This is a genomic window from Desulfobaculum xiamenense (assembly GCF_011927665.1).
Classification (GTDB): Bacteria; Desulfobacterota; Desulfovibrionia; order Desulfovibrionales; family Desulfovibrionaceae; genus Desulfobaculum; species Desulfobaculum xiamenense.
In genome coordinates this window covers 673,889-699,574 of the sequence record NZ_JAATJA010000001.1, presented here as the reverse complement: position 1 = coordinate 699,574, position 25,686 = coordinate 673,889, and the positions used below count along the sequence as shown (strand labels likewise).

At 63.1% G+C, this 25,686-nt stretch carries 25 protein-coding genes and 1 tRNA gene; 22 read left to right on the top strand and 4 right to left on the bottom strand.

The window, feature by feature from the left end:
- Positions 1-65 precede the first annotated feature (65 nt).
- The gene (locus tag GGQ74_RS03175; RefSeq protein ID WP_167940079.1) at positions 66-554 is read right to left on the bottom strand and encodes a ribosome maturation factor RimP; all 489 of its coding nucleotides are present in this window, start codon (positions 552-554) and stop codon (positions 66-68) included.
- Positions 555-633: 79 nt separating this feature from the next.
- Positions 634-709: transfer RNA gene (locus GGQ74_RS03170), tRNA-Gly, on the bottom strand.
- A gap of 286 nt (positions 710-995) precedes the next feature.
- On the opposite strand from GGQ74_RS03170, the gene flgF reads away from it, so the two are divergent.
- The 11 genes from flgF to fliW all read left to right on the top strand — a co-directional run bounded on the left by flgF (position 996) and on the right by fliW (position 11,696).
- The gene (gene flgF, locus GGQ74_RS03165) at positions 996-1,772 is read left to right on the top strand and encodes a flagellar basal-body rod protein FlgF (protein WP_167940078.1); all 777 of its coding nucleotides are present in this window, start codon (positions 996-998) and stop codon (positions 1,770-1,772) included.
- 18 nt (positions 1,773-1,790) lie between these two features.
- A complete protein-coding gene (gene flgG, locus GGQ74_RS03160) occupies positions 1,791-2,573 on the top strand; it encodes a flagellar basal-body rod protein FlgG (RefSeq protein ID WP_167940077.1) in 783 nt (260 codons plus the stop codon).
- 20 nt (positions 2,574-2,593) lie between these two features.
- Positions 2,594-3,619, top strand: coding sequence for a flagellar basal body P-ring formation chaperone FlgA (gene flgA / locus GGQ74_RS03155; protein ID WP_167940076.1), 1,026 nt, complete (start codon positions 2,594-2,596; stop codon positions 3,617-3,619).
- Between the two features lie 25 nt (positions 3,620-3,644).
- On the top strand, positions 3,645-4,340 hold the full coding sequence (locus GGQ74_RS03150) for a flagellar basal body L-ring protein FlgH (protein WP_167940075.1): 696 nt from the start codon (positions 3,645-3,647) through the stop codon (positions 4,338-4,340).
- Positions 4,341-4,374: 34 nt separating this feature from the next.
- Positions 4,375-5,526: a flagellar basal body P-ring protein FlgI gene (locus tag GGQ74_RS03145; RefSeq protein ID WP_167940074.1), complete on the top strand. Its 1,152-nt coding sequence runs from the start codon at positions 4,375-4,377 to the stop codon at positions 5,524-5,526.
- A complete protein-coding gene (locus GGQ74_RS03140; protein ID WP_167940073.1) occupies positions 5,527-6,702 on the top strand; it encodes a peptidoglycan DD-metalloendopeptidase family protein in 1,176 nt (391 codons plus the stop codon).
- 13 nt (positions 6,703-6,715) lie between these two features.
- Positions 6,716-7,195 (top strand): flagellar protein FlgN, encoded by a 480-nt coding sequence (locus GGQ74_RS03135; RefSeq protein ID WP_167940072.1) that lies wholly within the window; start codon positions 6,716-6,718, stop codon positions 7,193-7,195.
- Positions 7,195-9,315, top strand: coding sequence for a flagellar hook-associated protein FlgK (flgK, locus tag GGQ74_RS03130; protein ID WP_167940071.1), 2,121 nt, complete (start codon positions 7,195-7,197; stop codon positions 9,313-9,315). Before GGQ74_RS03135 ends, flgK begins: the two co-directional genes overlap by 1 nt.
- Positions 9,316-9,327: 12 nt before the next feature.
- Positions 9,328-10,884 (top strand): flagellar hook-associated protein FlgL, encoded by a 1,557-nt coding sequence (gene flgL / locus GGQ74_RS03125; protein ID WP_167940070.1) that lies wholly within the window; start codon positions 9,328-9,330, stop codon positions 10,882-10,884.
- A 78-nt stretch (positions 10,885-10,962) separates the two neighbouring features.
- Complete coding sequence (csrA, locus tag GGQ74_RS03120; RefSeq protein WP_167940069.1) at positions 10,963-11,205, top strand: carbon storage regulator CsrA; 243 nt, start codon at positions 10,963-10,965, stop codon at positions 11,203-11,205.
- Positions 11,178-11,696, top strand: coding sequence for a flagellar assembly protein FliW (gene fliW, locus GGQ74_RS03115; RefSeq protein ID WP_167940068.1), 519 nt, complete (start codon positions 11,178-11,180; stop codon positions 11,694-11,696). The genes csrA and fliW overlap by 28 nt, the downstream gene beginning before the upstream one ends.
- Before the next feature lie 21 nt (positions 11,697-11,717).
- Here fliW and flgM read toward each other — a convergent pair whose 3' ends face one another.
- Together flgM and GGQ74_RS03105 are read right to left on the bottom strand one after the other, a co-directional pair.
- Positions 11,718-12,017 (bottom strand): flagellar biosynthesis anti-sigma factor FlgM, encoded by a 300-nt coding sequence (flgM, locus tag GGQ74_RS03110; RefSeq protein ID WP_167940067.1) that lies wholly within the window; start codon positions 12,015-12,017, stop codon positions 11,718-11,720.
- 23 nt (positions 12,018-12,040) lie between these two features.
- Positions 12,041-12,457, bottom strand: coding sequence for a DVU0524 family FlgM-associated protein (locus tag GGQ74_RS03105; RefSeq protein ID WP_342448573.1), 417 nt, complete (start codon positions 12,455-12,457; stop codon positions 12,041-12,043).
- Between the two features lie 147 nt (positions 12,458-12,604).
- Between GGQ74_RS03105 and GGQ74_RS03100 the strand changes: the two genes are divergently transcribed.
- The 11 genes from GGQ74_RS03100 (at position 12,605) to recD2 (ending at position 25,621) form a co-directional block, all read left to right on the top strand.
- Positions 12,605-13,444 (top strand): NAD(+)/NADH kinase, encoded by an 840-nt coding sequence (locus GGQ74_RS03100; protein ID WP_167940066.1) that lies wholly within the window; start codon positions 12,605-12,607, stop codon positions 13,442-13,444.
- Between the two features lie 36 nt (positions 13,445-13,480).
- Positions 13,481-14,668 (top strand): murein transglycosylase A, encoded by a 1,188-nt coding sequence (gene mltA / locus GGQ74_RS03095; protein WP_167940065.1) that lies wholly within the window; start codon positions 13,481-13,483, stop codon positions 14,666-14,668.
- Positions 14,665-15,321, top strand: a complete 657-nt coding sequence (locus GGQ74_RS03090; protein ID WP_425338077.1) for a DUF4254 domain-containing protein — start codon at positions 14,665-14,667, stop codon at positions 15,319-15,321. The genes mltA and GGQ74_RS03090 overlap by 4 nt, the downstream gene beginning before the upstream one ends.
- Before the next feature lie 12 nt (positions 15,322-15,333).
- Positions 15,334-16,764, top strand: coding sequence for an Asp-tRNA(Asn)/Glu-tRNA(Gln) amidotransferase subunit GatB (gene gatB / locus GGQ74_RS03085; RefSeq protein ID WP_167940064.1), 1,431 nt, complete (start codon positions 15,334-15,336; stop codon positions 16,762-16,764).
- A 13-nt stretch (positions 16,765-16,777) separates the two neighbouring features.
- A complete protein-coding gene (gene mtnA, locus GGQ74_RS03080; protein WP_167940063.1) occupies positions 16,778-17,836 on the top strand; it encodes an S-methyl-5-thioribose-1-phosphate isomerase in 1,059 nt (352 codons plus the stop codon).
- Positions 17,837-17,966: 130 nt separating this feature from the next.
- Positions 17,967-19,295 carry a ribosome biogenesis GTPase Der gene (der, locus tag GGQ74_RS03075; protein ID WP_167940062.1) on the top strand — a complete coding sequence of 443 codons (1,329 nt, stop codon included), beginning with the start codon at positions 17,967-17,969 and terminating at the stop codon, positions 19,293-19,295.
- A 164-nt stretch (positions 19,296-19,459) separates the two neighbouring features.
- Entirely contained in the window at positions 19,460-20,383 is a 924-nt protein-coding gene (locus tag GGQ74_RS03070) for a branched-chain amino acid transaminase (RefSeq protein WP_167940061.1), read from the top strand.
- A gap of 84 nt (positions 20,384-20,467) precedes the next feature.
- Positions 20,468-22,369: a DNA polymerase III subunit gamma/tau gene (dnaX, locus tag GGQ74_RS03065; protein WP_167940060.1), complete on the top strand. Its 1,902-nt coding sequence runs from the start codon at positions 20,468-20,470 to the stop codon at positions 22,367-22,369.
- Between the two features lie 33 nt (positions 22,370-22,402).
- The gene (locus GGQ74_RS03060) at positions 22,403-22,714 is read left to right on the top strand and encodes a YbaB/EbfC family nucleoid-associated protein (RefSeq protein ID WP_167940059.1); all 312 of its coding nucleotides are present in this window, start codon (positions 22,403-22,405) and stop codon (positions 22,712-22,714) included.
- Positions 22,715-22,723: 9 nt separating this feature from the next.
- Entirely contained in the window at positions 22,724-23,332 is a 609-nt protein-coding gene (recR, locus tag GGQ74_RS03055) for a recombination mediator RecR (RefSeq protein ID WP_167940058.1), read from the top strand.
- A 105-nt stretch (positions 23,333-23,437) separates the two neighbouring features.
- Positions 23,438-25,621, top strand: a complete 2,184-nt coding sequence (gene recD2, locus GGQ74_RS03050; protein ID WP_167940057.1) for an SF1B family DNA helicase RecD2 — start codon at positions 23,438-23,440, stop codon at positions 25,619-25,621.
- The last annotated feature ends 65 nt before the right edge of the window (positions 25,622-25,686 follow it).

Sequence of the window (25,686 nt, the reverse complement as noted above, 5' to 3'; positions counted from 1 at the left end):
AAAACCTCCAAAGCGCTATGCCCGGTTTGTTGTCCGGCACAGCTCGGCTTGCGGCGATTGAAGTCCTAGCCTTTCTTCCCCTTGGTTCCGGGTACCGGGAACGCGTAGCGGAGGTTGGCCTTCTTGATCTCGTCCCAGTTGCACGTGACGGTGCCTTCCCCATCTTCGATGGTGATGGTCTGCGCCTCGACGGCGACGAGCTTTCCGGAGTACCCCTTGCGGCCATCAAGGGCCTCGATGAGGGCTACGGAAACGTTCTGGCCAATGTACGGGACCATCTGGGCCGGGTCGAAGAACTTCCGATCCAGCCCCGGGGAGGAGACTTCCAGCGTGTAGCGCGTGGAAATGATATCCTCCACGTCGAGCGCAACGCTCACATCGCGGGACAGGCGGGCGCATTCGTCGATGGTCACGCCGTCCTCTGTGTCGACATAGACACGAAGGATGGAGCTGTTGCCGCCGGTGGCGAAATCGAGCCCCCACAAATCGAGGCCCAGCGCTTCGGCCATGGGCCTGATCAGGTCTTCGAGTTCCTGGATCAGTTGTGCGTTCATAGGTGATCTGCCTGAAAAAAAAAGTGGACCGCGAGGTCCACTCGTCTCATTAGATAAAGATCCGAGGGGTTAGAGGTTTTGGAGCGGGTGACGAGGTTCGAACTCGCGACTCCAAGCTTGGGAAGCTAGTACTCTACCAACTGAGTTACACCCGCGCCTCGGAACGAGACCAAATACCAGAAACGCCCTCATTGTCAAGCCTTCGGTCTAAAATCCGGATATTTTTTGGAGTTCGCCTCGCGCGTTCTCCAGGGCGGTCCCGAACCGGGCTGTCACCACAGGATGACCTGCCATCAATTACCATAACTATGCGCCGTGTAAAAGCCCCCACGCGAAAGAAAGGCCTTTTCGTTAGGGTGGACCCGCCGGGGTGAGGCTGTGCCTTTGGCCCGGTACTTGCTTGGTGTGGGCAAGGAAACTCGCGCCAAGGAGGCGGAAACCATGCAGGACGGTATGTATACAGCGCTGTTCGGGGCTTTGACGCAGGAACACCGCATGAACATCATCGCCAATAATTTGGCGAACGTGAACACGACAGGCTTCAAGCAGGACCGGACGGCCTTCAAGGACGTCTTCGTCCGCTTCGCGCACGACACCATTCGCGAGCCCATCCTTCACCTTCGCGACAAGGGGCTTTTCCCCGAACCGGACTACATGTCCAAGGTGCGCATCGCCGAATCCCGTATCGATTTCAGTCAGGGAAGTCTCAAACGCTCCGACAACCCGCTGGACATCGCCATCTCGGGCGAGGGCTTCTTCAAGGTGCGCACCGATACTGGCGACTATTACACTAGAAACGGTCATTTCACCGTGTCCGCCGACGGAACGGTGGTCAATGCCTCGGGGCATCAGCTCCTTGGCGAGGGCGGTCCCATCACCATTGAAGGGAACGCGCGCATAGACATCTCTCCCGAGGGGCAGCTCTTTGCCAACGGCGAGGCCGTGGACACCATTCAGGTGGTGACGGTGAGCGACCTCACCGGCCTGCGCAAGGTGGGGCAGAATAATTTCGAGATTCATCCGGACAGCGGAGCCACCGAGGAGGCGGCGACGGACGTCGTCGTTCAGCAGGGGTTCCTTGAGGCGCCAAATGTCGAGGTCGTCACCGAGATGGTGAACATGATCGAGACGCAGCGCTCGTTCGAGGCCTACCAGAAGGCCATAATGACGTCCAAGGAAACTGATTCCAAGGCGGTAAACGAGGTCGGAAAGGTCTGACCTGGAGGGTCGTAAGCCATGATGCGCTCACTGTGGACAGCCGCCACGGGCATGGTCGCCCAGCAGCTCAACATCGATGTCATTTCAAACAACCTCGCCAACGTGAACACCATCGGCTTCAAGAAGAGCCGGGCCGAGTTCGAGGATCTGATGTACCAGAACCTCAAGATCGCCGGTTCTCCGACCGAGGCCGGAGGTCGCATTCCCACCGGCATGCAGGTCGGTATGGGCGTCAAGCCGACGACGGTGCACAAGTTCTTCACGCAGGGCGATTTCCAGAACACCAACAACCCGTTGGACATGGTCATCGAGGGTGATGGCTTCTTCCAGGTGGATGTGAATGGCGAGTCTGCCTACACCCGCGCAGGAGCCTTCAAGCTGGACAACGAGGGCCGCGTGGTCACCGCCAACGGCTACGTGCTCCAGCCCGAATTCACCGTGCCCGTGGAGACCGCGAATATCGTCGTCACCGAGAACGGCCACATGGCCGCGCTGGACAAGAACGGCGAGGAACTGGCCGCCACAGACATCACCTTGTTCAACTTCATCAATCCCGCGGGCATGAAGAGCGTCGGCAAGAACCTCTACATTCCCACCGAGGCCTCCGGCGACGCCAACGAAGGGACTCCCGGCGAGGACAACACGGGCACCATCGCGCAGGGCTTCATCGAAATGTCCAACGTCGAGATTGTGGACGAGATGGTGGCGATGATCGTGGGCCAGCGCGCCTACGAGATCAATTCCAAGGCCGTGACGACCTCGGACCAGATGCTCCAGATCGCCAATCAGCTCAAGAGGTAGCCCGGCGAAGGAGACGAAGCATGAGAACGATACGCAACACTATGGGCATGAGGAAACTTACCGGATTCGCTCCGGCTTTGGCGGTGCTGACGGCGCTGGCCGTCATGCTGGTCTGCCTGATGGCGGCCATTGCGCAGGCGGGCGAGGTCAAGGCCTCGTGGCGCATTGCGGTGCGTCCCGCCGCCGTCGTGGAGGGCGATGTGGTTCGGCTTGGCGACATCGCCTCCGTTGTCGGCAAGCTGTCCGCGCCTCATTGGCAGACACTGGCCGCAACGGAACTTTGGCGCGCGCCCGCCACACCCGGAGAACAGACGAGCATCCCGCGCGAGAAGCTGAACGAACTGCTCGCGTACTATCTCGAAGACCTCGCGCAGTTGTGCATCGTTCCCGGACGGCTGGTGGTGCAGCGTGGCGGAAGTCTGGTCCAGCGCGACCGGATCGTGTCCATGATCGTCGAAACTTTGACGCCGCAGATGCGAAACATGCCCGGCGAGAACTCCCTGCGAGATTTTCGTCTGCCCGAATACGTGTTTTTGGGTGACAGCCAGAATTATCTGGAGTGCGAGGTTTCCGGCGAATTCGCGCCGGGGCGGCTTTCGCTTCTCATCCGCGAGGTCGGCCCGGAGGGCGGCGTGCGCCGCAAGTTCACGGGCACGGCCTTTCTGGATTCGTGGCGTACCGTGGCCTGCGCCCAGCGCCCGCTCAACATGCGCGAAACCCTCACGCCGGACGCCGTTTCCTTCGAACGCAAGAACGTGGCCTATCTGCGCGGCGAGGTATGGGATGGGCGGACCTTCGGCATGCGCGTGATGCGCACGGTGGGGGCGGGACAGGTGATCTACGCCGACATCCTCGATGATGTGCCGCTCATTTCGCGCGGCGACAAGGTGAGCCTCGTCTACGAGGGCCAGCACATCCAATTGGCCGTTTTGGCCCGCGCCATGGAGGATGGACGCTTCGGAGAGAGCATCGTGGTGCGAAACCTGCAAAGCAATCGTGACGTGTCGGGAACAGTGCGCGACGGATCGACGGTGGTCGTCCGCTAGACACCCGAAACGCAGGACAGGAATCATGAAAGGATACGCAATATTTCTTCTCGCGACACTGGGCCTTGCGGCGTGTACGCCCGCCCAGAAGATGCCCGAGCCGATGCCGGTGCTCACCCAGCCGGTGGAGCAGCCCGCGCCGCCGCAGGACAACCCCGGCTCGCTGTATTCCCCCGGCGAGGCGGATTTTCTGTTCACGGACAACAGGGCCCGGCGCGTCGGCGACATCGTGCTGGTCAACATCGTGGAGACATCAAGCGGCAAGCACAAGGCCGACACCACGTCCGACCGCACCGCGAACATGAATATGGGCATCGAGAATTTCTTCGGGCGCGGCAAGGCCAAGCTGCCCCTCGTGGGCAGCATCGGTGACACGGGCACCACGCCGCTGCTCAAGGCAGGCGTGGCCAACACCTTCGAGGGCACGGGCGAGACGTCCCGGTCGTCCAACGTGTCCGCCACTGTGGCGGCGCGGGTGGTGCAGGTGCTGCCCGGCGGCGTGATGCAGGTGGAGGGCGCGCGACAGGTCAAGGTCAACAACGAGACGCAGATTCTCGTGGTGCGTGGCCTTGTCCGCTCCAAGGACGTTCGGCCGGACAACTCCGTCACGTCGAACCAGCTCGCCAACGCGCAGATCGAATACTACGGCCAGGGCGTTTTGGCGGACAAGCAGCGCCCCGGCTGGCTGACGAGAATTCTGGACAACGCGTGGCCGTTCTAGCGGCCGCGGGAATAGGGCACATCGGAGAACGAACATGAATCGAGGCACCATCGCGACACGTCAACGGAACCGTTTCGCCTTGCGCGCGCTGGCAGCGGCGCTCGGCCTTGCCATCGCCCTTGCGGGGATGACGTGGCCGTCGACGGCCGAAGCCGTGCGCATCAAGGACATCGCGAGCTTCGCGGGCGTGCGCTCGAACCAGTTGGTGGGCTACGGCCTCGTGGTCGGCCTGAGCGGTACCGGAGACAAGAAGAAGTCCCAGTTCACCATCCAGTCCATGGTCAACATGCTGGAGAAGATGGGGGTGGCCGTGGACGCCGCCAGCATGCAGCCCAAGAACGTGGCCGCCGTCATGGTCACGGCGAAGATGCCCGTCTCCGCAGTGCCCGGTTCGCGACTGGACGTTACCGTCTCCTCCCTCGGCGATGCGACGAGCCTGCTTGGCGGGGTGCTGCTGCTTACACCTCTCAAGGGTATCGACGGCAACGTCTACGCCCTTGCGCAGGGGCCGCTGGCGCTGGGCGGTGTGTCGGTCAACGGCGAGGCCGCAAGCGCGCAGAAGAACATCACCACCGTGGGCAGCATCCCCAACGGTGCGACGGTGGAGCGCGGGGTTCCGTTCAGATTCAACAACCAGCAGGAGATGGTCCTGCACATGGACGACCCGGATTTTTCCACGACCATGAACGTGGTGAACAAGATCAACGAGACCATGGGGCAGGAGTACGCCCGCGCGGACGACATCGCCACCGTGCGGCTGTCCATCCCCCGCGAGTTCCAGGGTAATCTGGTCCCGCTCATGGCCTCCATCGAAAATCTCGAAATCAGCCCGCAGGGCAAGGCGAAGATTGTCGTGGACGAGAAGACCGGAACCGTGGTCCTCGGCCGCAACGTGCGCCTGTCCAAGGTCGCGGTGGCGCATGGCAGCTTGCAGATCGTGGTGCGTGAGGGCGCGCAGGTGTCGCAGCCCACGGCACCCTTCGGCGGCGGGCAGACCGTTGCCACTCCCACCACCGACATCGGCGTGCAGGAGGAGAACCGCAGGCTGATGCTGATGGAAGGCGCGACATTGCAGGAACTGGTGGATGGATTGAACTCCATCGGCGCAACCCCGCGCGACCTCATCTCCATCCTGCGCACGCTCAAGTCCGCTGGCGCACTGCACGCGGAACTGGAGGTCATCTAGATGATCGGCCCGAAGCTCGACGCGGAAATGGCGGCCATCAACGCCAGCCAGTCCGAGGATCTCAAGCGCAAGCTCGGCCTCGACCGCCTGCGGCGCGATCTCACCTCGGGGAAGAACGAGGAGAAGAAGCTGCGTGAGGCGTGCGAGGGCTTCGAGGCCGTGTTCATTGACAAGCTCTGGCAGCAGATGCGCTCCAACGTGCCGCAGGAAGGTTACCTGCACAGCAAGGAAGAGAAGTTCTACGTGGGCATGTTCGATAAGAACCTGTCCGAGAAGCTCGCCACGTCCGGCGGCATTGGCCTTGCCGATCTCATGTTCAACCAGTTGCACGAACAGCTGCTGGAAGGGAGCCGCTCTTCGCGGGCCGTTCCCAAGGACCCTAGCGAACTGAAGCCGCTGCACCCCGAGCGGACGCCGACGAATCCGCTTTCCGCAGGCGAAGGTATCCCGCTTCGGCGCAAGCCGCCGCTGGTCGTGGAGTCCGCCCCCGCTACGGAGAGCGCGCCGCTCGTCGCCGGACCGGAGACGGAGGGTGTCACAGTGGACCGGGCCGAGGCGCAACTCGCCCCGAAGCCTGTTCATGCGGCACCCGACGCGGCAAAGCCCGCTTCGCCGGTCATGGCTGATCCGGCCATCATGGCCCGCGCCATGTCGCTTGCCGCGCGCATCGAGTACGACCATGTCCGCACTGCGGCCGGGCAAAGCGCGCAGAGCGCGGGCCGTATCGCCGCCGCCGATGGCGCGGGTGTGGAGCGCGGAACCCTGTCGTGGCCCGCCCTCGGGACGGTGACCAGCGAATTCGGCTGGCGGACGGACCCCGTGACCGGCGCGCGCGAGTGGCATCCCGGCCTCGACATTGCCGGACGCGAGGGGGACCCCGTCGCGTCGTGCTGGGGCGGGACGGTGGTCTTCGCCGGAGAGCGCGGACGGTACGGCAATGCCGTCGTGGTGGAGCATCCCGACGGATGGCACAGCATGTATGCCCACAACAGCCGCAATCTGGTCCGCGAGGGTCAGATCGTGAAGGCTGGCGAGAAAATTGCAGAGATGGGCAGTACCGGGGACGCACCCGGCACGATTCTCCACTTCGAATTGCGACAGGGCGAGCAGGCCATGAATCCCGAAAAGGTCCGGGAAACCATGCAGGCCAAGCTCCCCGACGATGACAACGCTTAAATGGAGCACGCAGATGCAAAGCCGCATCAGGGACAACATGCATAGGCAGGCGGGAGCTCTGAAGGTTCTCTTTGGGCTTCTTGAGGAAGAATTTGCCTGTCTTACCGGGCGTGACCCGCAGGCCGTGACGGGCATCGAACTGTCCGTGCAGGAACTGCTGCGTCAGGTGGCCATGGAGCGCGTGGCGCTTCGTAAGCTGGTCGTGGCCACTGTTCCCGGCGCACAGAACATGGCGGACTTCGTGGCGACGCTGCCGCAGGAGGATCGTGGCGAATTCGAGCGGCTTCTGCGCGAGGCCGACGAACGTGAGCAGGCGTGCGCCGTGCAGGCGGAAAAGAATGCCCAGCTCGCCTACGCGCTGGTGGAGCAGAGCAGGGGCATGCTCGATTTCATGCATAGGCAGATTCAGCCCAAGGATACCACGACCTACGGCCGCTCCGGCCGCTACGCCCAGCACCACCCGCAGGCCGCTCTTCTTAGAGGGAGGCTGTAATGCCCGGCGTCAACTCGATTCTCGACATCGGCAAGCTGGCGCTGTTCGCCTCGCAGTCGGCAATCGAGGTTACCGGCAACAACATCTCCAACGTCAACACGCCCGGATACAGCCGGCAGCGGGTGAATCTCGAAGAGTCGATCAGCATCGACTACGCGCCCGGCCAGCTTGGAACGGGTGTGAAGGCGACGGAGGTGTTCCGCTATTTCGACGAGTTCGTGGAAGAGCAGTTCACCGTCAAGGTGGCCGACCGCAATCGCTGGGACGCCCTGTGGCAGAACCTGCGCAGCGTCGATGGTCTGTTTAACGAGTCCTCGTCTCGCGGCATCAGTTCCGCCATGGATCAGTTTTGGAATGACTGGCAGGACCTCACCAGCCCCGGCGTGTCCACGGCCAAGCGCGAGGCGCTTTTGGGCAATACGCGTACGCTGCTTAACGCCATCCACTCCACGCAGGCCGACATGGCCCGCATGCAGTCGCAGATGAACGGCTTCATTGAGCAGGAAGTGGAGGAGGTCAATGGCCTTCTGCACGACATTGCCGAGATCAACCGGCAGATCAATTCGCATGACATTCCCGGCCAGAACAACGCCAATGCGCTGCTGGACCGCCGCACCGTTCTCGTGCGCGAACTGGCCCAGCGCATGGACATCGACACCATCGACAACGGCAGCGGGAATTTCACGGTCCTGACCAAGGCCGGGCAGACCCTCGTGGATGGGCAGGAGACCTTCGAGATCAAGTTCGAGGGACCAAGCTCCACCAAGGATCTGACCGCCGGTTCGAATTTTGCTGGGGACGTCTACTTCGATGGCAGTGACGACTTCGAGTACACCGTCGAAGTGGTGCAGGACGGCAGTGTCACCAGTAACGCCGGCGGCGGCGCGGCCCTGTTCAGGGTCTCCCTCGACGGCGGGCGCACGTGGATGACCGACGAGGACGGCAACGAGAAGCATTTTTCCGCCCGGCCCGAGGGCGAGAAGGTCTCCATCGGCGATCTCAAGATCTGGTTCGGCAGCGAGACGGATTCCGGCGGCGTGGCCACCGGCACGCTACGCCAGGGCGACACGTTCACCATCGTGCCCAAGGAAGGGCTGTACTGGTACGAGACCACGTCCTCGCGTGTGAACATCACTCCGCAGATTTACAGCAACGGCGCGGACGACACGCGCAGGCTCACCGGCGGTAGCCTGACCGGCTATTTCCACTTCCGCGACTACAACGTGGGCCGCTATCAGGACCGCCTCGACGCCTTCGCCAAGAGCCTCGCGTGGGAGGTCAACCGGCTGCACAGTCAGGGCACGGGCGAGCAGAAGTACTCGGACCTCACCGGCACCTACGCCGTGGACTCCACGAGCGCGCCGCTCGGCAGCAATTCGTCCGGTCTTGCCTTCGCGGACAAGCTTCAGGCCGGAAACCTGCAAATCTACGTCTACGACGCGGCGAGCGGGCAGATGGTTTCCAACGGCTCTCTCGACTTTGGCGGCGGCGCGAACTTCGATCCCGAAGTGCACAGCCTCGACGACGTGGTCAACGCCATCAACACGAAATTCGCCGGAACTCTCACCGCCGAGGTCGCCAGCGGGCGGCTGCGCATCAAGTCCAACGATCCGAACAACGAATTCGCCTTCGGCACGGATACGTCGGGCCTGCTGGCCGGGCTTGGAGTCAATACGTTCTTTCAGGGCAGCGACGCCTCAAGCCTCGAACTGAATGCCAACGTGGTTCAGGACCCGGATTTCATCGCCACCAGCCACGTCAACGGTGCGGGCGAGACCAACCACGGCGATAACACCACCGCCAAGGCCATCGCCGAGCTCAAGGACCGCAAGGTGACCCTGAGCACCGCCCGTGAAGGCGCGACGAGCCAGACGCTCAGCGGCTATTTCAACAACATCGTGGGAACGGTGGGCGCGGACACTGCCGCCGCCGAGTACAATTACAAGTTCCACAATACGCTGGCCCAGAATCTGGAGGACCGTCAGGAAGAGGTCTCCGGAGTGAATCTGGACGAGGAAATGGGCAATCTCATCAAGTTCCAGCATTCGTACACCGCCGCGGCCAAGCTCATCTCCACGGCGGACAAGATGCTCCAGACGGTGATGTCGCTCAAGAACTAGGAAGGTCGGACCATGCCAATACGAGTTTCCCATCGCAGCCGCTTCACGTTCTTCATCGGCAACATGAATTCTTCGCTTGCCGATCTCATGGATCTGAACACGCAGGCTGCAACGCAAAAGAAGATCAACAAGCCGTCCGACAATTCCTCGGGCATGGTTCGCATTCTGGACCACCGCAATACCCTGAACTCCATCGACAAGTATCAGGAGAACGTCACCGAGGCCAAGGGCTGGCTCGGCGTGGCGGACAACAAGCTCACGACCATAAACGACATTCTCATCCAGTTGCGCGGGCTGGCGGAGCAGGCCGCCACCGGCACCATGAGCCCGGACAACCGCGAGCAGACCAGCTACCAGACGCGTCAGCTCTACGAGGAACTGGTGTCGCTGGCCAACACCGAATATGAAGGCAGCTACATCTTCGCGGGCCACAAGACCGACGCCCAGCCCTACGAGCGTGCCCTGTGGGTGACCGACAACGATGGCTCCACCACCAACGCCGACGGCTCGCCGCGTTTCTCCCTCACGGGAGACATGGAGCGCTCCGCGCTCATCCGCTTTACGTCTGCCGGAACGGTGGGAACGGACGCCCTGACTTACGAATATTCCCTCGATGGTGGGCGGACCTTCGACACGGGCACCATCCCCGCTGTAGCGGGCGATAAGACCATCACCATCGGCGGTGCGCAGTTGACACTCGACGCAGGCGTGACCGTGACGGCAAAGGATCCCAATGTGGATTCAAGCACGAATAACGGTACGTGGATGTGGGTGCGCCCCACGGCGCGCTACAAGGGTGACGACGTGGATACCGTGGGCGTGGACCAGTTCGGCAACATCCCCGCCACGGTCACTTCCACGGCGCAGGGCCTTTTCAGCGGCAACATCGCCGTGCGTCTCGATGGCGACGCCACGCTGACGGCGGGGCAGTCCTTCACGTACTCCTATTCCATGGATGGCGGCGCGAGCTGGACCACCGGGCAGTCGGCCACGGTTCCGGCGGACGGGGAAGTCTCCATCGTGGTGCCGGGCGGGCATCTCGACCTTGCCGGAAACGCGGGCGACACCGTCACCTCCGGTTCGCAGTTCAACATCCACCCCCGCACGGGCAGAATCGAGCTCCAGATCGGGCCTAACGAGTCGATCCAGATAAATAACATTGGCAAAGACGTACTTGGCGGTGTATATGCGTCACCAGACGACGGCTCCGTGAGCCTCGCTCCCGGCCTGTCGAACGAGAAGAATCTCTTCGACGTCGTGGGACGACTGGTGGGCTACATGGAAACCAACAATCAGAACGGCTGTCAGGAATGTCTGGCCAATCTGAACGACGTTTCCATCCACATCATGGACAATGCCGCCCGCGTCGGCGCCAGCGAGAATCGCCTCGCCGTCACAGAGAACATTCTGGGTACGCTCGAACACAACGAGGAGACGCGTCTCTCGGCTGTCGAGGACGCGGACGTGAGCGAACTCATGACGGAGCTGGCCAACCAGCAGATCATCTACGAAACCGTTCTGCGGTCATCCTCGATGATCATGCGGATGAACCTGGCGAATTTCCTCTAGTTCCTTCCCGGCCATGGCGGCGATCCTTCGATCGTCCGGCTGGCCGCGCAGGACAAACCTTCAGGCCTTCGGTATGGCATGCTCATCTTAACCAGACGCCCCGGCGAAAGCATCTACCTCGGGGACGACATCAAGATCACGGTCCTCAGCGTGCAGGGCAAGCAGATCAAAATCGGGCTTGAAGTGCCCGACGATCTGCCTGTCTATCGCGAGGAAGTTTATTTGCGGGTTCAGGAGCAGAACAGGCTCGCCCTTCAACTGTCAGATCAGGATTTGTTCGCCGCTACACAGTTATGGCAGACAGAAAAGAAGAAAAAGTAATCCAGACGCGGCTGGGAACGCTGGCCGTGGACATGGAGCGGGTGATCACCTTCCCGCGTGGGCTCATCGGCTTCGAGGACTGCAAGCAGTTCAGCCTCGTGCAGTTGCGCGAGGATTCGCCGTTTCTGATCCTTCAGAGCATCACGCATCCGGAGCTTGGACTTCTCGTGGCCGACCCGTTCTCGTTCATGCGCGATTACAACGTGAAGCTCGGCAACGCGGAACAGAAGATTCTCCAGCTCGAAAGCGCCGAGCAGGTGGCCGTGCTCGTCACGGTCAACATCCCGCAGGGACGTCCTGAACTGACGGCGCTCAACCTCACCGGCCCGATCATGGTCAACTATCAGGCCCGCATCGGCTTGCAGGTGCCGCAGGTCGACACCAAGTACCCCAGTCGGTACTACATTCACGGTGAAAATGGAGAAATGCCGAAACCCGGCGCGCCACGGCCCGCCGGTGCGGAAGGAAAGGACAGGGAAGAGGAGTCCTGATCCCGTTGTCTGGCCCCATGGTCAGATGATTTGATCAAGATCCTCTTCCACCAGCTTCTGCGCGGTCTTTCGGGAGTCGGGGACGTACTCGCCCGATTCCACCTGTGCCTTGATGGCGTTCACCTTTGCGCGGCGCACTTCGGGTGCCGCCTGCGCCTCGCGCAGGGCACTGCTGAAGAGCCTGCCCTCGTTGGACAACTGCACCGAGTCGCCCCGGCTGGTGCCGGTCGTGCTGCCTGCGCGGCTTCTGCCGTTTGTGCCTCCGGGCTTTTCGAGCCGCTCATAGCTCTTGAGTCCGGTCAGCGGTCCTAGAACCTTCATTGTCCCTCCCCCTGAGTCTGCAACTAGAGCATGGTGTCGTCGACCTTCTCAAGCGTGATTTCCCAGAGTCTCTTGATGATGGCGTTGCGTTCCTCGATGGAGACCTCGATGGGGCCTTCGTTCGTCTGTCTGTAGATGCGCATGTCCGCCTCTGCGGGCGGGTAGGTCAGTTCGAGCGTGTCGCCGAATTCGGATTCGAGCGCGGAGCGGATTTCCTGCACGGTCTGATTCGTGCTGCCCGAAGCCATTAGATTCTCGACGATTTCCCTTGCCACCTGCTCAACCAGTACCCTTCGTCTCGCGAGGCGGGAGATTTCCACCTCGTCTTCCGCTTCGGCCGCGGCAAGCGTACGCTTGAACCGGGCGAGACGACGGGCACAGTTCAACTGCCGCCCGTATGTCCGAAGCATGGTCTTGATCTGGTATGAGCGTGCAGTCACTTGGTTGGTCCCTCTTGTCACCCTTATCGGTCATGAGGTTCAGAACCTTTACACCCCGCGTGAATTTTTTTTCCATTGGGGCCATGGCGGGTGAAATGTCGCGCAATCCTTGAATACCGCGCCACTTTTGTCTAGGTATGTACACCTATGCTCAAGGATATCAGAAAAATATTCATCGTGACCAAGGCCGGCGAGCCGCGCGCCGCCGCGCTTGCCTCCGAGGTGGCCACATGGCTTGCCTCGCGGGGGATAGACAGTCTTACCGTGCCCCATCATTGCGGCATGGGCAACTTCCCGTGCTCCATGACGACCTGCGACCTCGTGCTCGTGCTCGGCGGCGACGGAACCATGATCGGCGTGGCCCGAGAGGTGGGGGGGCAGTCCCCCATGCTGGGCGTCAACCTCGGACGAGTGGGCTTTTTGACCGAAGTCCCGGCCGATGACTGGCAGCAGTGCCTTTCGGACCTTCTCGACGGTAGGATGGTCGTCCGCCGCAGACTGACGCTGGCCTACGCTGTGCTACGCGACGGCGTCCGCGTTCACGAGGGGCGGGTCGTCAACGACATCGTGGTCAACCGGGGCAGTCTGGCCCGGCTCATCCGCCTGCGCGTGGCCATTGCGGGGGAGTGGCTTGGAAGCATCCGGGCCGACGGCATGGTCGTTTCTACGCCCACCGGGTCCACCGCCTATTCCATATCCTCCGGCGGTCCCATCGTGCACCCGGACATCGCAGCCGTCGCCGTGACGCCCATCTGCCCGTTCATGAACGACTTTCGCCCCATGGTCCTGCCGGGTGACTGCCATCTCGAAATCGAGGTGGAGGAGCCCGCCTCGGAGGTCTTCCTCACGCTGGACGGGCAGGAATGCGTGCCCCTCGCGCTTGGCGACGTCATCGCCATCGACGCGGTGGACGGCGGACTTCTGCTCGTGGAGCCGGAGGAATCGACCTATCTGTCCCGGCTGCGCACCAAGGGCGTCATCGAGTAGCCCTCGCCAACCGGAAATCATCAATCAGGGAGGATCATGCTTCGTTTTGTCCGGCTCGTCGCCGTGTTGTTCGCGCTTGCGCTCATCGGATGCGCAAGGCCTTCTGTTCCGCCGGTTCCGCCGCTCACGTTCGTCCAGTCCGATGTCGATGCAAAGGATATGGTCAAACGCCTTTCGCCCCGTGGGCAGTCCTTGTCCTCGTGGCAGGAGCTGGCACCGGCGCTGGAGCGAAGCCTTGCGTTCACGGCGGTGAAGCCGCGCGCTGGCGTGGCGCTCGAAGGCGACGGACTCACGCTGACATGGGGCCAGCTTCACGACAGCATCGCGAAGCTCCTTGAAATCCTGCCGCGGCTGGACGCGGAGCCGGAGCTTCTCACCGAGAATTTCGCATGGTTTCGCCTGACGCAGGGCGTGCTGATGACCGGGTACTATGTGCCCTATGTCGAGGCCAGCTCCGTGCGCACGGCGGAATACCGCTATCCGATCTATGGCCTGCCCGATGACTTGCGAAAGCTCGACCTCGGGGAGTTTCATCCGCGTTGGAAGGGGCAGCGGCTCATCTACCGCGTCGAGCACGGCGAGGCTGTGCCCTATCCCGAACGCGCCGAAATCGACTTCGAGGGCGCGTTGAGCGGGCGCGGGCTGGAAATCGCGTGGGCGAGGGATCTGGTGGATGTCTTCTTCCTTCAGATTCAGGGATCGGGGCTGTTGCACTTTCCAGACGGCAGCCGCCATCTCGTGGGCTACGCGGGTAAGAACGGGCACCGCTACGTGAGCCTTGGCCGGGTGCTCGTGCGCCGTGGCCTCATGGACCTCGAGCATGTCAGCATGAAGTCCATTCGCGAATATCTCGCCGCGCATCCCGAGGAAGTGCCAGCGCTTCTGTCCACCAATCCGAGCTACGTGTTCTTCCGTCTCGGCGAGGATGGGCCGGTCGGCGCGATGGGGAAAATGTTGACGCCGAAGGTCAGCATGGCTACAGACCCTAAGTTTCTGCCGCTTGGATCGCTTCTGGCCTTCGAGGCCGATCTGCCACCCGAGGCTCCGGGCGAGGATGACTCGCACGTGGCCGGTCTCGGATTGGCGCAGGATACCGGCGGCGCCATCACGGGTGCCCGCGTGGACTGGTTCTGCGGCAGTGGGCCCGAAGTCGAATTCTTCGCCGGACACATCAAGAATCCGGCGTCCATACATCTGCTTGTAAGCAAAGAGGTTCTCAAGTGAATAGGAAGCCCGGCATCGCCGAGTTGAAGGAATGCCTCGAACAGTGCTTCGCCGAGCAGGCCGCCTTTGTGGCCGCATGGCACGAGGCCGAGCCTGACGATATCGCCGTTCCCGAAGGGGAGGCCACTCCCGCAACGCTTCGTGCGCTGGTCGCCCGCGAGCACCTGCGTAACTATCGCCTTTGGCATGTCGAGGACGAGGCGCGCCGCAAGGATGTCGACGCCGAAGTCATCGCCCGCTGCAAGAGGGAGATCGACGGCCTGAACCAGTCGCGCAACGACCACATGGAGCGCGTGGACGCCTGCGTCGTCGAGCTTGTGTCCGGGCTGCTGCCGCAGGACGCCGCCGAGCGCTACAATACCGAAACCATCGGCGCGGCGCTCGACAGGCTGTCCATCATCAGCCTCAAGATTTTTCACATGCGCGAGCAGACCCTGCGTTCCGACGTGAACGCCGAGCATGTCACCTCCTGCGAGCGCAAGCTCGCCGTCCTGCGTGAGCAGCGCGAGGACCTCATGCGCAGCGTTGTGGAACTCGTCGACGAATACGCCGCTGGTACCAAGCGCCCCAAGGTCTACTACCAGTTCAAGATGTACAACGATCCCAGCCTGAACCCGGCGCTGTACGGTGCCGCGCGGGCCGCGTCCAAGTAGGGGAGGTTTTCCATGGCCGACTATGAAGCCGTCATCGGGCTTGAGGTTCATGCCCAGCTCAAGACGAAGTCCAAGCTCTTCTGTTCCTGCTCCACCGAGTTCGGCCAGGAGCCCAATACCAACGTCTGCCCCGTGTGCACGGGCCAGCCGGGAAGCCTGCCGGTGCTCAACGCCCGCGCCGTGGAGTACGCCGTGAAGATGGCGCTCGCCATCGGCTGCACGGTGAACGAGCGCTCCGTGTTTGCGCGCAAGAACTATTTCTACCCGGACCTGCCCATGGGTTACCAGATTTCGCAGTTCGATCTGCCCGTGGCCGAGCATGGCCGAGTGGACATCGAGGTGGATGGCGAGCTGAAGACCATCGGCGTCACCCGCATCCACATGGAGAATGACGCGGGCAAGAGCATCCACTCCCACGCCGAGAATGCGAGCTTCGTCGATCTCAACCGCGCGGGAACCCCGCTCATCGAGATCGTCTCCGATCCGGACATGCGCTCCCCCGAGGAGGCCGTGGCCTACCTCAAGTCCCTGCATTCCATCCTGCTGTACCTCGGCATCTGCGATGGCAACATGGAGGAGGGGAGCTTCCGCTGCGACGCCAACGTGTCCATCCGTCCCCGTGGGCAGAAGGAATTCGGTACCCGCGCAGAGCTGAAGAATATGAACTCGTTCCGCAACGTGCAGCGTGCCATCGCCTACGAGATCACCCGGCAGGAGGACCTGCTTGAGGATGGCGAGGAAGTGGTGCAGGAAACCCGCCTCTTCGACGCTGACCGTGGCGTGACCCAGACCATGCGCGGCAAGGAAGAGGCCCACGACTACCGCTATTTCCCGGACCCGGACCTCGTGCCGCTGGTTCTCGACCATGACTGGATCGAGGGACTGCGCGCCGGTCTGCCCGAGCTTCCCGCCGCGCGTCTGGCTCGGTTCATGGAACAGTACGACCTGCCCCGTAGCGACGCCGAAGCCTTGACGGGCGACCGCGCCCTCGCGGACTACTACGAGGCCGCCGTGGTCGCCTACGCCGAGCCGCGCAAGGTCGGCAACTGGATGATGACCGAGATGCTGCGCATGCTGAATGAGAACGGCGGCACCATCGCCGCATGCGGCATGGCTCCCGCGCAGTTCGCCGCGCTGGTGCGCATGGTGGACGAGGGCGCGATCAACCAGAAGGTCGGCAAGCAGGTCTTCGCGGACCTCTTCGCCGAGGGTGGCGATCCCGAGGCGCATGTCCGCGAGAAGGGACTGGTGCAGATTTCCGACACCAGCGCCCTCGAAGCCGCAGTGGATGAGGTCATCGCCGCCAACCCCGAGGAGGCCGAGGCCTTCCGTGGCGGCAAGACCAAGCTCATGGGCTTCTTCGTCGGTCAGGTGATGCGCCGGACCAAGGGACAGGGCAATCCCAAGCTCATCAACGAGATTCTCATCAGCAAGCTCAGCTAGCGGAGGGACTTCCATGGACTGGCACATCCGTTTTTCCGACGAGAAGGGCTGTCTGCTGCTTTTGGACCAGCGTTTTCTCCCCAACCGGGAGGACTGGTTCGAGTGCACGGACACCGCGAGCACCATCTACGCGCTCCAGACCATGGTCGTGCGCGGAGCGCCCGCCATCGGCGTGACTGCGGCCTACGGCTGCTGGCTCGCCGCGCGCGAGGCCGCGGGCGAGGGCTGGGAGAAGCGTCTGGAGACGCTATTGACCGACCTCGAAAATGCCCGTCCCACCGCCGTGAATCTGCGCTGGGCCGTGCGGCGCATGCGTGCCGCTCGCGATGCCCGCCCCGGTCTCGATCACGAGGCCCTGTGCGCCTTTTGGCTTGAACTGGCCAAGGAGATTCACGAGGAGGACAAGCGGTTGTGCCGTCTCATCGGCACGCATGGCGCCACCGTTATCGACGACGGTGACACCGTGATGACCCACTGCAACGCGGGCGCTTTGGCCACGGCCGATTACGGCACGGCCCTCGGCGTTATCCGTGGCGCGGTGGACGCCGGAAAGCGGGTGGAGGTCATCGCCAACGAGACCCGGCCGTTCCTGCAGGGCGCACGGCTCACCGCCTACGAACTGCACAAGGACGGCATCCCGGTGAAGGTCGCCTGCGACAACGCGTGCTCGCTGCTCATGAAGCGTGGTATGGTTGACAAGGTCGTGGTCGGCGCGGACCGCATCGCCGCCAACGGCGACGCGGCCAACAAGATCGGCACCAGCGGTGTGGCGATTTTGGCCCGGCACTACGGCATTCCGTTCTACGTGGCGGCTCCGCTGTCCACCATCGACCGCGAGACGCCCGACGGCGACGCCATTCCCATCGAGGACCGTACCCCCCGCGAGGTGACCCACGTGGGCGACCACCAGATCACTCCCGATGGCGTGGGCGTGTTCAACTTTGCCTTCGACGTGACGCCCGCCGAGTTCATCACCGGCATCGTCACCGAGCGCGGCGTGCTCCTGCCGCCATATTCGGAATCCATCGCCCGCGCTTTTGCCGAGCGCGAGGCCGAGGAGTCCGCCCGGTAGTTTTCCCCGCGCCACCGATGCAGGGCGCGGTCCAGCGAGACATACGCGCGGGCCGGGAGGGTGGAAAAACCCGGTCCCGGCCCGCCTCCGTGTTTGAAATCATGTAAAATTCGAGTATGACGGTATTATCATGTTACCGACAATAGCACTTATCGGCCGCCCCAACGTGGGCAAGTCAACGCTCTTCAACCGGCTTATCCGCCGCCAGAAGGCCCTGACCCACGACCTGCCCGGCGTGACCAGGGACCGCATCTACGGCGAGGTTCGCCAGTCGGAACGTCCGTTCGCGCTCGTGGACACGGGTGGTCTCGTTCTGGATGAGGATCAGAATTTCGAGAAGGAAATCCTGGAGCAGGCCCACGAGGCCATTCAGGAGTCCCACGCCATTCTCCTCGTGGTGGACGGCAAGGGCGGTCTGAACCCCGTGGACGAGCAGGTCGCCCGCGATCTGCGCGAGAGCCACAAGCCCGTGCTGGTGGTCGTCAACAAGGTTGACGGCTACGAGAAGGAAGACCTCGCGTCCGAATTCCATGCCCTCGGGCTGGAGCTTGTTCCCGTGAGCGCCGCGCACGGCTACAACGTGCCCGAGCTGCTGGAGCGCGTCTCCGCCATCATCGACGAGCTCGGCTTCGAGTACGGCGACGAGGAGGAGGAAGAGGACCGCACCGGCCTGCGCGTGGCCATGATCGGCCGCCCCAACGCGGGCAAGTCGTCCATGTGCAACGCCATCCTTGGCGAGCGCCGTTTCATCGTCAGCGACGTGGCTGGCACCACCCGCGATAGCGTGGACGTGACCTTCGAGCGTCAGGGCCACCGCTACACCTTCGTGGATACCGCCGGTCTGCGCCGCAAGACCAAGATCTCCGACGATCTCGAACGCTTCTCCGTGCTGCGTTCCCTCAAGGCCACCAAGCAGGCGCAGATTGCCGTGCTCGTGCTGGACGCCATGGAAGGGCTGACCGTGCAGGACAAGAAGCTCGTGTCCATCCTCGACCGCGAGAAGACGCCCTTCATCGTGGCGGTGAACAAGATCGATCTCGCGCCCAAGGGCAAGCTGGAGGAGATCAAGCGCTACTTCGCCGAGCAGTTGCGCATCTGTCCGCACGTTCCGGTCATCTATACGTCCACGATGACCAGCGCCGGACTGGGCGGTCTGCTGCCGCTGGCCGAGAAGATATGGGCCGAGTGCCAGATCCGCGTGACCACGGGCGTGCTCAACCGCACCCTGCAGGACGCGATCACCCGGCACCAGCCGCCGGTCATCAAGCGTCGCCGCGCCAAGTTCTACTACCTGACGCAGACGGACATCAAACCGCCGACCTTCGTCTTCTTCGTGAACGATCCGGAACTGGTGAAGTCGTCCTACTCGCGCTACCTCGAAAACCAGCTGCGCAAATCCTTCGGACTGAAGATGGCCCCCATGCAGGTGTACTTCCGTTCGAGTCACAACAAGAAATAGCCGGACTCCGGCGTGTTGGACCCTCCGGCGCGGTCGCCCCGCCTTGACCGTGCCGGGGGAATTTCATACCGTTCGCGGATTGCATGGTCCGCCATGCCCGGCCCCCGCTCGTCTTGACAGTGCGCGGGGGGCGGCAACTTCATGATTCGCATAGGGAGAAATCCATGGTCCAGAAAGTCGACAGCATCTGGTTTGACGGAAAGCTCGTGCCGTGGGACGAGGCGCAGGTTCATGTGCTGACCCACACGCTGCACTACGGGTGCGGCGTGTTCGAAGGCATCCGCGCCTATCGCCTCGCGGATGGCGGCTCCGCCGTGTTCCGCCTGAAGGAGCACATCCATCGGCATTTCAATTCGGCGAAGATTCTCGAAATGCAGATTCCCTTCTCGGAGGAGGACATCTGCGCCGCCGTCATCGAAACCCTCAAGGCCAACCGCATGGCCGAGGGCTACATCCGCCCCCTGTCCTTTATCGGCGCGGGCGTGATGGGCGTGCATCCGGGCAACAACCCCATTCAGACCATCATCGCTACGTGGCCGTGGGGCGCGTATCTCGGCGAGGACGCCCTTGCCAAGGGCATCCGCGTAAAGACGTCCACCTTCACCCGGCATCACGTCAACGTGATGATGACCAAGGCCAAGACCTGCGGCAACTACGTCAATTCCGTCCTCGCCAAGCGCGAGGCCATTGCCGACGGCTACGACGAGGCGCTCATGCTCGACACGGAGGGGTACGTGTCCGAGGCGACGGGCGAGAACATTTTCATCGTGCGCGGCGGCGTCATCAAGACCACGCCGCTGACGTCCGTGCTCGACGGACTTACGCGCAACAGCCTCATCACCCTTGCCCGCGATCTGGGCTACGAGGTGGTGGAGCAGCGCTTCACCCGCGATGAGCTCTATTCCGCCGACGAGGCGTTCTTCTGCGGCACCGCCGCCGAGGTCACGCCCATCCGCGAGGTGGACCGCCGCGCCATCGGCGCGGGCAAAGCGGGCGAAGTGGGCCTGCATCTCCAGAAGGAATACTTCAAGGTTGTGAAGGGCGAGAACCCGGCCTACGCCAAGTGGCTCGACCGCTATACCCTGTAGTTCCCGGCACTGGTCGGGAACGGATGACATGATCGAACACGCGCCGCGTTCCCTCGGGGGCGCGGCGCATCCCGCAAGGAATCCATGAGCCAGTCCCATCTTACGCACAAGTACCGCCCCCAGACGTTCGCCGAAGTGGCAGGGCAGGAGACGATCAAGGCCATCCTTTCCCGGGCCGCGTCCACCGGGCGCATCGCCCCGGCCTACATGTTTTCCGGCACCCGTGGCGTCGGCAAGACGACCATCGCCCGCATCTTCGCCAAGGCCATCAACTGCGAGCGCGGCCCCGCCGCCGAGCCGTGCAACGAATGCGTGCACTGCCGCCAGATTGCCGCAGGTGCGGCCGTGGACGTCGCCGAAATCGACGGCGCGTCCAACACCGGCGTCGACGATGTGCGTAGCCTGAAGGAGGACGTGGGTTTCGCGCCCATCGACTGCCGCTACAAGGTCTTCATCATCGACGAGGCGCACATGCTCTCCAAGAGCGCCTTCAACGCCTTGCTGAAGACGCTGGAGGAGCCGCCGGCGCATGTCACCTTCATCATGGCCACCACGGAGCCGCACAAGTTCCCGCCCACCATCATCAGCCGCTGCCAGCACTACACCTTTCAGCGGCTGACGCAGAAGGAGCTGGAGACGCACCTTGTGCGCGTGCTCGACGCTGAAAGCCTCGGCTACGAGCACGAGGCCGTGGCGCTTCTGGCGCGGCGTGGGGCGGGTAGCGTGCGTGATTCCATGTCCCTGCTTGGTCAGGTGTTGGCTCTTGGCAGCGACAGCCTGACCTCGGCCGACGTGCGAACCGTGCTCGGCCTTGCCGGGCGCGACATCATGTTCCGGCTCATGGAGGCTATTCATGGCCGCGACTGCGTGGCCGTCAGCACCATTCTTTCCGAAATTCTCGATCAGGGACTCGACCTCGGCTTCTTCCTGCGCGAACTCACCGAGGTGTGGCGCACGCTGTTCCTGCTCGCACAGGCGGGCGAACGCGCATTGCCCATTCTCGATATCCCCGAGGAGGAGGCCCGGCAGTGGCTCACGTGGGTGCCCCGGTTTTCCGTGGCGCACATCCATGCCTGTTGGCAGTTGACGCTGGAGGGACAGCAGCGGGTGCGCCAGAGCCTCGAACCGGCTCTCGCCCTTGAACTCTTGTTGCTCAACCTCGCGTACCTGCCCGAGCTCGTCGGCCTCGAAGGAGCCGGGCAGGGCGGTGGAACGTCCATGCCGCCCGCCGGTGGCGCGCCCTCTGGTGGCGCGCGGCCCATGGGTCATGGCGGCGTCGCTCCCGGACGTCCCGCGTCCGCATCGGCCAGCGCGGCACCGGCTCGTTCCACTGCGCATGCGCCGTCCGTCGCCGCACCAGACATGGCGGAACGCTCCGCTAGCCCGGAACGCCCCGCCATGCCCGAGCGCTCCATGCCACAGGCGGCAGCGCCGGTCCGCGAGGCCGCAACAGCCAGCGTGCAGGCTCCCGCTGCCGATGTCGCGCCCGCAGCGCCGCAGTTTTCCGCGCCCCGGCCCGAGAGCGCCGCTCCCGCGCCGTCACGGGCGTATGGCGCGTCCCGTGGGGGGAACGATTCGAATTTTCCGCCCGTTCCCGCCGGTCCCAAGACGTGGGACTCGTTCATCGAGTACGCCACGGCCTGCAAGGAGGCCACGGGGCGGAGCATCACCGGGCTTTTGCATGTGCGGGCCAGCGTCGGCGCGGGTCGGTTGACCCTTGAATGCGCCAACGCGTTCCACTGCGAACAGATCAAGGCCGACAGTTCCTTCTCGTTTCTGCAGGAACTTGTGCGCGCCTATTTCGGCCCGGAGTGCGTCATCGACTTTCGGTTCCAGCAGAAGCAGCGCAAGAACCGTCAGCAGATCAAGGACGAGGTGAGCCGCCATCCCGTGGTGGCCGGTCTGATGCGCGATTTGGATGCCCAGGTGGTCAGTGCCGGGCCGCGTACGGATCGTCCCCATGATGAGCAGTTCAACCGGCAATAGACAATAATCCCCTGTTCTATAAGGAGTATCGAAATGAGAGGCATGAACGATCTGGTTCGTCAGGCGCAGATGATGCAGCGCAAGATGAGCAAGCTTCAGGAAGAAATGGACGAGCGCACGGTCGAGGCGACCTCGGGCGGCGGCATGGTGACCGTGACCGCGACCTGCTCCGGCAAGATCACCGCGCTGAAGATCGATCCCGCTGCCGTTGATCCGCAGGACGTCGAGATGCTGCAGGACCTCATCCTCGCCGCCATTAACGAGGCTGTGAAGAAGGGCAAGGACACCGCGCAGTCCGAGATGAAGGGCCTGACCGGCGGCATCAACATCCCCGGTCTGATCTAGGGGGCCTTCGTGCAGCAGCTACCGGAACCGCTGAAAGCGGTTGTGGACCAGCTGGCGCAGCTTCCGGGGCTTGGTCCCAAGTCCGCCCTGCGGGCGGCGCTGGCTATCCTCAAGTGGCCCATGCCTCGCGCGGCGGCCATGGGGCAGAGCATTCTGGACCTGCGCGAGAAGCTGTTCTTCTGCGAGAAGTGCGCCAGCCTCTCGGACTGCAACCCTTGCCGCATCTGCTCGGACCCCGCGCGCAGTGACGACCAGCTCATGGTCGTCGCGGAGTGGGACAGCCTCATCACCATCGAGGACGGCGGTTTCTACCGGGGGCGTTATCTGGTGCTGGGCGGCCTGCTTGCCCCGCTGGACAACGTTGGCTCCCAGCAGCTCGAAATCGGCAGGTTTCGTCAGCGTCTGGCGGAAGGCCGGGTGAGCGAGGTGATCCTCGCGCTCGGCACGACGCTCGACGCCGAAGCCACGGCGACCTTCATTCGCGACATGGTGGAGCGCCAGTACCCCGGGGTGCGCGTGTCACGCCTTGCGCAGGGCATTCCTCTCGGTTCCGAGGTCAAGTACATCGACCGCGAGACCCTGCGCCAGTCCCTCGAATATCGACAGAAGCTCGCGTAGTGGGCGTCAAACCTTGACGCGCCCCCGCATGGCATGAGACGAAGCCGGGTGGACTCCTTGGGGAGTCCACCCGTTTTTTTTCATGATTCGAGGAGACTTGCGTCCATGGCCGAAACGCTCAAGGCCGAAATCAAGAATATCGTCTTCCACAACCCCGCCAACGGGTATCTGGTGGCGCGCGTTTCCGTGGAGGCGCAGCCCGGTCCCGTGACCATCGTCGGCAACATGCCGGAGCCGCGCCCCGGCGAAATGCTCCAGTTGACCGGTACATGGAAGGAACACCCCAAGTTTGGGCGGCAGTTCCAGGTGGAATTGTGGGAGCAGGTGATGCCCGCCACCTTAAACGGCATCCGCCGCTATCTGGGGTCCGGCATGGTTAAGGGCGTCGGCCCGGTGCTGGCCACGCGACTTGTGGACGCCTTTGGTACCGAGGTTCTCGACATCCTTGAGAACGATCCGGACCGTCTGCTTTCCGTCGAGGGCCTCGGCCGCAAGAAGCTCGATTCCATCAAGGAATCGTGGGATGCGCAGCACGAGGTGCGAAACCTCATGATCTTCCTGCAAAGCCATGATGTCCCGCCCACCTTCGCCGCGCGCATTTTCAAGCGCTACGGCAACGGCGCGGTGAACAAGCTGCGCGAGAATCCCTACGAGCTGGCCTACGAGATCCACGGCGTCGGCTTCAAGACCGCCGACAGCATGGCCCTCAAGCTCGGTTTCGCTGAGGACGCGCCCCAGCGTATTGAGGCCGCCGTCATCTACGCGCTGTTTTCCGCCAGCGAGCGCGGGCATCTTTTCCTGCCTGTGGACAAGCTTATCGACGCCGTGGACAAGCTCCTCGGTGAGGTGGACCCCGAGCGGGTTGAGGACGCGGTCAACGCCCTCGCCGTCCGCAAGCGCCTGATGGTGGAGCCGCTGCCTGCGCAGGACATCGAGCGTGCCGTGTACCTCATGCATTTCTATCGGCACGAGCGGGAAATCGCCTCGCGCCTCTTGGCCCTGTGCGAGCATCCCACGCCCATGGATCTGGAGAAGATTCGCCGCCTGCTGCCGCAGTTGGAATTGGACGAGGAGATTCAGCTGTCCTCGGAACAGCGCGAGGCCGTGCTGGGCGGCTGCGAGAACAAGGTTTTCGTGGTCACCGGCGGACCCGGTACCGGCAAGACCACCATCACGCGCGTCATGGTCCGCGTGATGGACAAGATGGGCTTCAAGATCAAGCTCGCCGCGCCCACGGGCCGCGCCGCCAAGCGCATGGCCGAGGCCACGGGCTATCCCGCGTCCACCCTGCACCGTCTGCTCCAGTACCAGCCGGACGGTAGCTTTGCCCACGACGAGGAGAAGAAGCTCAAGGCACAGGCCGTCATCATCGACGAGGTGTCCATGCTCGATACCTCGCTGTGCCTTGCGCTGCTTCGCGCGCTGCCCATGACCTGCCGTCTCGTGCTCATCGGCGATGTGAACCAGTTGCCGTCCGTCGGTCCCGGCAACGTACTGGCGGACATCCTGAACAGTCAGGCGGTGCCGAGCGCCCGCCTCACCCACATCTACAGGCAGGCGCAGGAAAGCCTCATCGTCACCAACGCGCACTTGGTCAACGCTGGCCAGTTGCCGGAATGCTCTCCGCGTCCCGCGCCGGACAACGATTTCTTCTGGGTCCAGCAGGAGGACCCGGAGCGCATCCAGCGCCTCATCCTGCAACTCGTCACCGATCGCATCCCCGAGATGTACGGACTCGACCCGCGCCGCGATATTCAGGTGCTCACCCCCATGCATAAGGGCGACCTTGGCACGCAGACGCTCAATCAGCTCCTGCAGGAGCGCGTGAATCCCGGAAAGGGCGGCATCCGTCGCGGCAATCACACCTTCCGTAAGGGCGACCGGGTGCTCCAGATGCGCAACAATTACGACAAGGACGTCTTCAACGGCGACCTTGGCTGGGTGCGCGACATCGAGCCCGTGCGCGGCGAGATGCTGGTCGACTTCGAGGGGCACATGGTGAACTACGAATTGCAGGAGATGGACGAACTGGTGCCCGCCTACGCCATCAGCGTGCACAAGTCGCAGGGTAGCGAGTACCCTGCCATCATCATGCCCGTGGTCACACAGCATTACATGCTCTTGCAGCGCAACCTCATCTACACCGCGCTAACCCGCGCCAAGCGGCTGGCGGTGCTCATCGGCGGCAGAAAGGCCGTGAGCATCGGCGTGTCCCGGCAGGACAGCAACAAGCGCTATACCCACCTCCAGTACAGATTGCAGGAAGCCTTCAACGAACTGGCGACTTGAACCGGCCGGGCCTTTGTGTCAGTTTTGCTGCATGCCTGAAGAAGTGCCGTCCGCGAGGACGGCTT

Bases quoted from the DNA above. Each gene is read 5' to 3' on its own strand.
- GGQ74_RS03175 (WP_167940079.1), bottom strand. From the start codon at position 554: ATGAACGCACAACTGATCCAGGAACTCGAAGACCTGATCAGGCCCATG.
- flgF (WP_167940078.1), top strand. From the start codon at position 996: ATGCAGGACGGTATGTATACAGCGCTGTTCGGGGCTTTGACGCAGGAA.
- flgG (WP_167940077.1), top strand. From the start codon at position 1,791: ATGATGCGCTCACTGTGGACAGCCGCCACGGGCATGGTCGCCCAGCAG.
- flgA (WP_167940076.1), top strand. From the start codon at position 2,594: ATGAGAACGATACGCAACACTATGGGCATGAGGAAACTTACCGGATTC.
- GGQ74_RS03150 (WP_167940075.1), top strand. From the start codon at position 3,645: ATGAAAGGATACGCAATATTTCTTCTCGCGACACTGGGCCTTGCGGCG.
- GGQ74_RS03145 (WP_167940074.1), top strand. From the start codon at position 4,375: ATGAATCGAGGCACCATCGCGACACGTCAACGGAACCGTTTCGCCTTG.
- GGQ74_RS03140 (WP_167940073.1), top strand. From the start codon at position 5,527: ATGATCGGCCCGAAGCTCGACGCGGAAATGGCGGCCATCAACGCCAGC.
- GGQ74_RS03135 (WP_167940072.1), top strand. From the start codon at position 6,716: ATGCAAAGCCGCATCAGGGACAACATGCATAGGCAGGCGGGAGCTCTG.
- flgK (WP_167940071.1), top strand. From the start codon at position 7,195: ATGCCCGGCGTCAACTCGATTCTCGACATCGGCAAGCTGGCGCTGTTC.
- flgL (WP_167940070.1), top strand. From the start codon at position 9,328: ATGCCAATACGAGTTTCCCATCGCAGCCGCTTCACGTTCTTCATCGGC.
- csrA (WP_167940069.1), top strand. From the start codon at position 10,963: ATGCTCATCTTAACCAGACGCCCCGGCGAAAGCATCTACCTCGGGGAC.
- fliW (WP_167940068.1), top strand. From the start codon at position 11,178: ATGGCAGACAGAAAAGAAGAAAAAGTAATCCAGACGCGGCTGGGAACG.
- flgM (WP_167940067.1), bottom strand. From the start codon at position 12,017: ATGAAGGTTCTAGGACCGCTGACCGGACTCAAGAGCTATGAGCGGCTC.
- GGQ74_RS03100 (WP_167940066.1), top strand. From the start codon at position 12,605: ATGCTCAAGGATATCAGAAAAATATTCATCGTGACCAAGGCCGGCGAG.
- mltA (WP_167940065.1), top strand. From the start codon at position 13,481: ATGCTTCGTTTTGTCCGGCTCGTCGCCGTGTTGTTCGCGCTTGCGCTC.
- gatB (WP_167940064.1), top strand. From the start codon at position 15,334: ATGGCCGACTATGAAGCCGTCATCGGGCTTGAGGTTCATGCCCAGCTC.
- mtnA (WP_167940063.1), top strand. From the start codon at position 16,778: ATGGACTGGCACATCCGTTTTTCCGACGAGAAGGGCTGTCTGCTGCTT.
- der (WP_167940062.1), top strand. From the start codon at position 17,967: ATGTTACCGACAATAGCACTTATCGGCCGCCCCAACGTGGGCAAGTCA.
- GGQ74_RS03070 (WP_167940061.1), top strand. From the start codon at position 19,460: ATGGTCCAGAAAGTCGACAGCATCTGGTTTGACGGAAAGCTCGTGCCG.
- dnaX (WP_167940060.1), top strand. From the start codon at position 20,468: ATGAGCCAGTCCCATCTTACGCACAAGTACCGCCCCCAGACGTTCGCC.
- GGQ74_RS03060 (WP_167940059.1), top strand. From the start codon at position 22,403: ATGAGAGGCATGAACGATCTGGTTCGTCAGGCGCAGATGATGCAGCGC.
- recD2 (WP_167940057.1), top strand. From the start codon at position 23,438: ATGGCCGAAACGCTCAAGGCCGAAATCAAGAATATCGTCTTCCACAAC.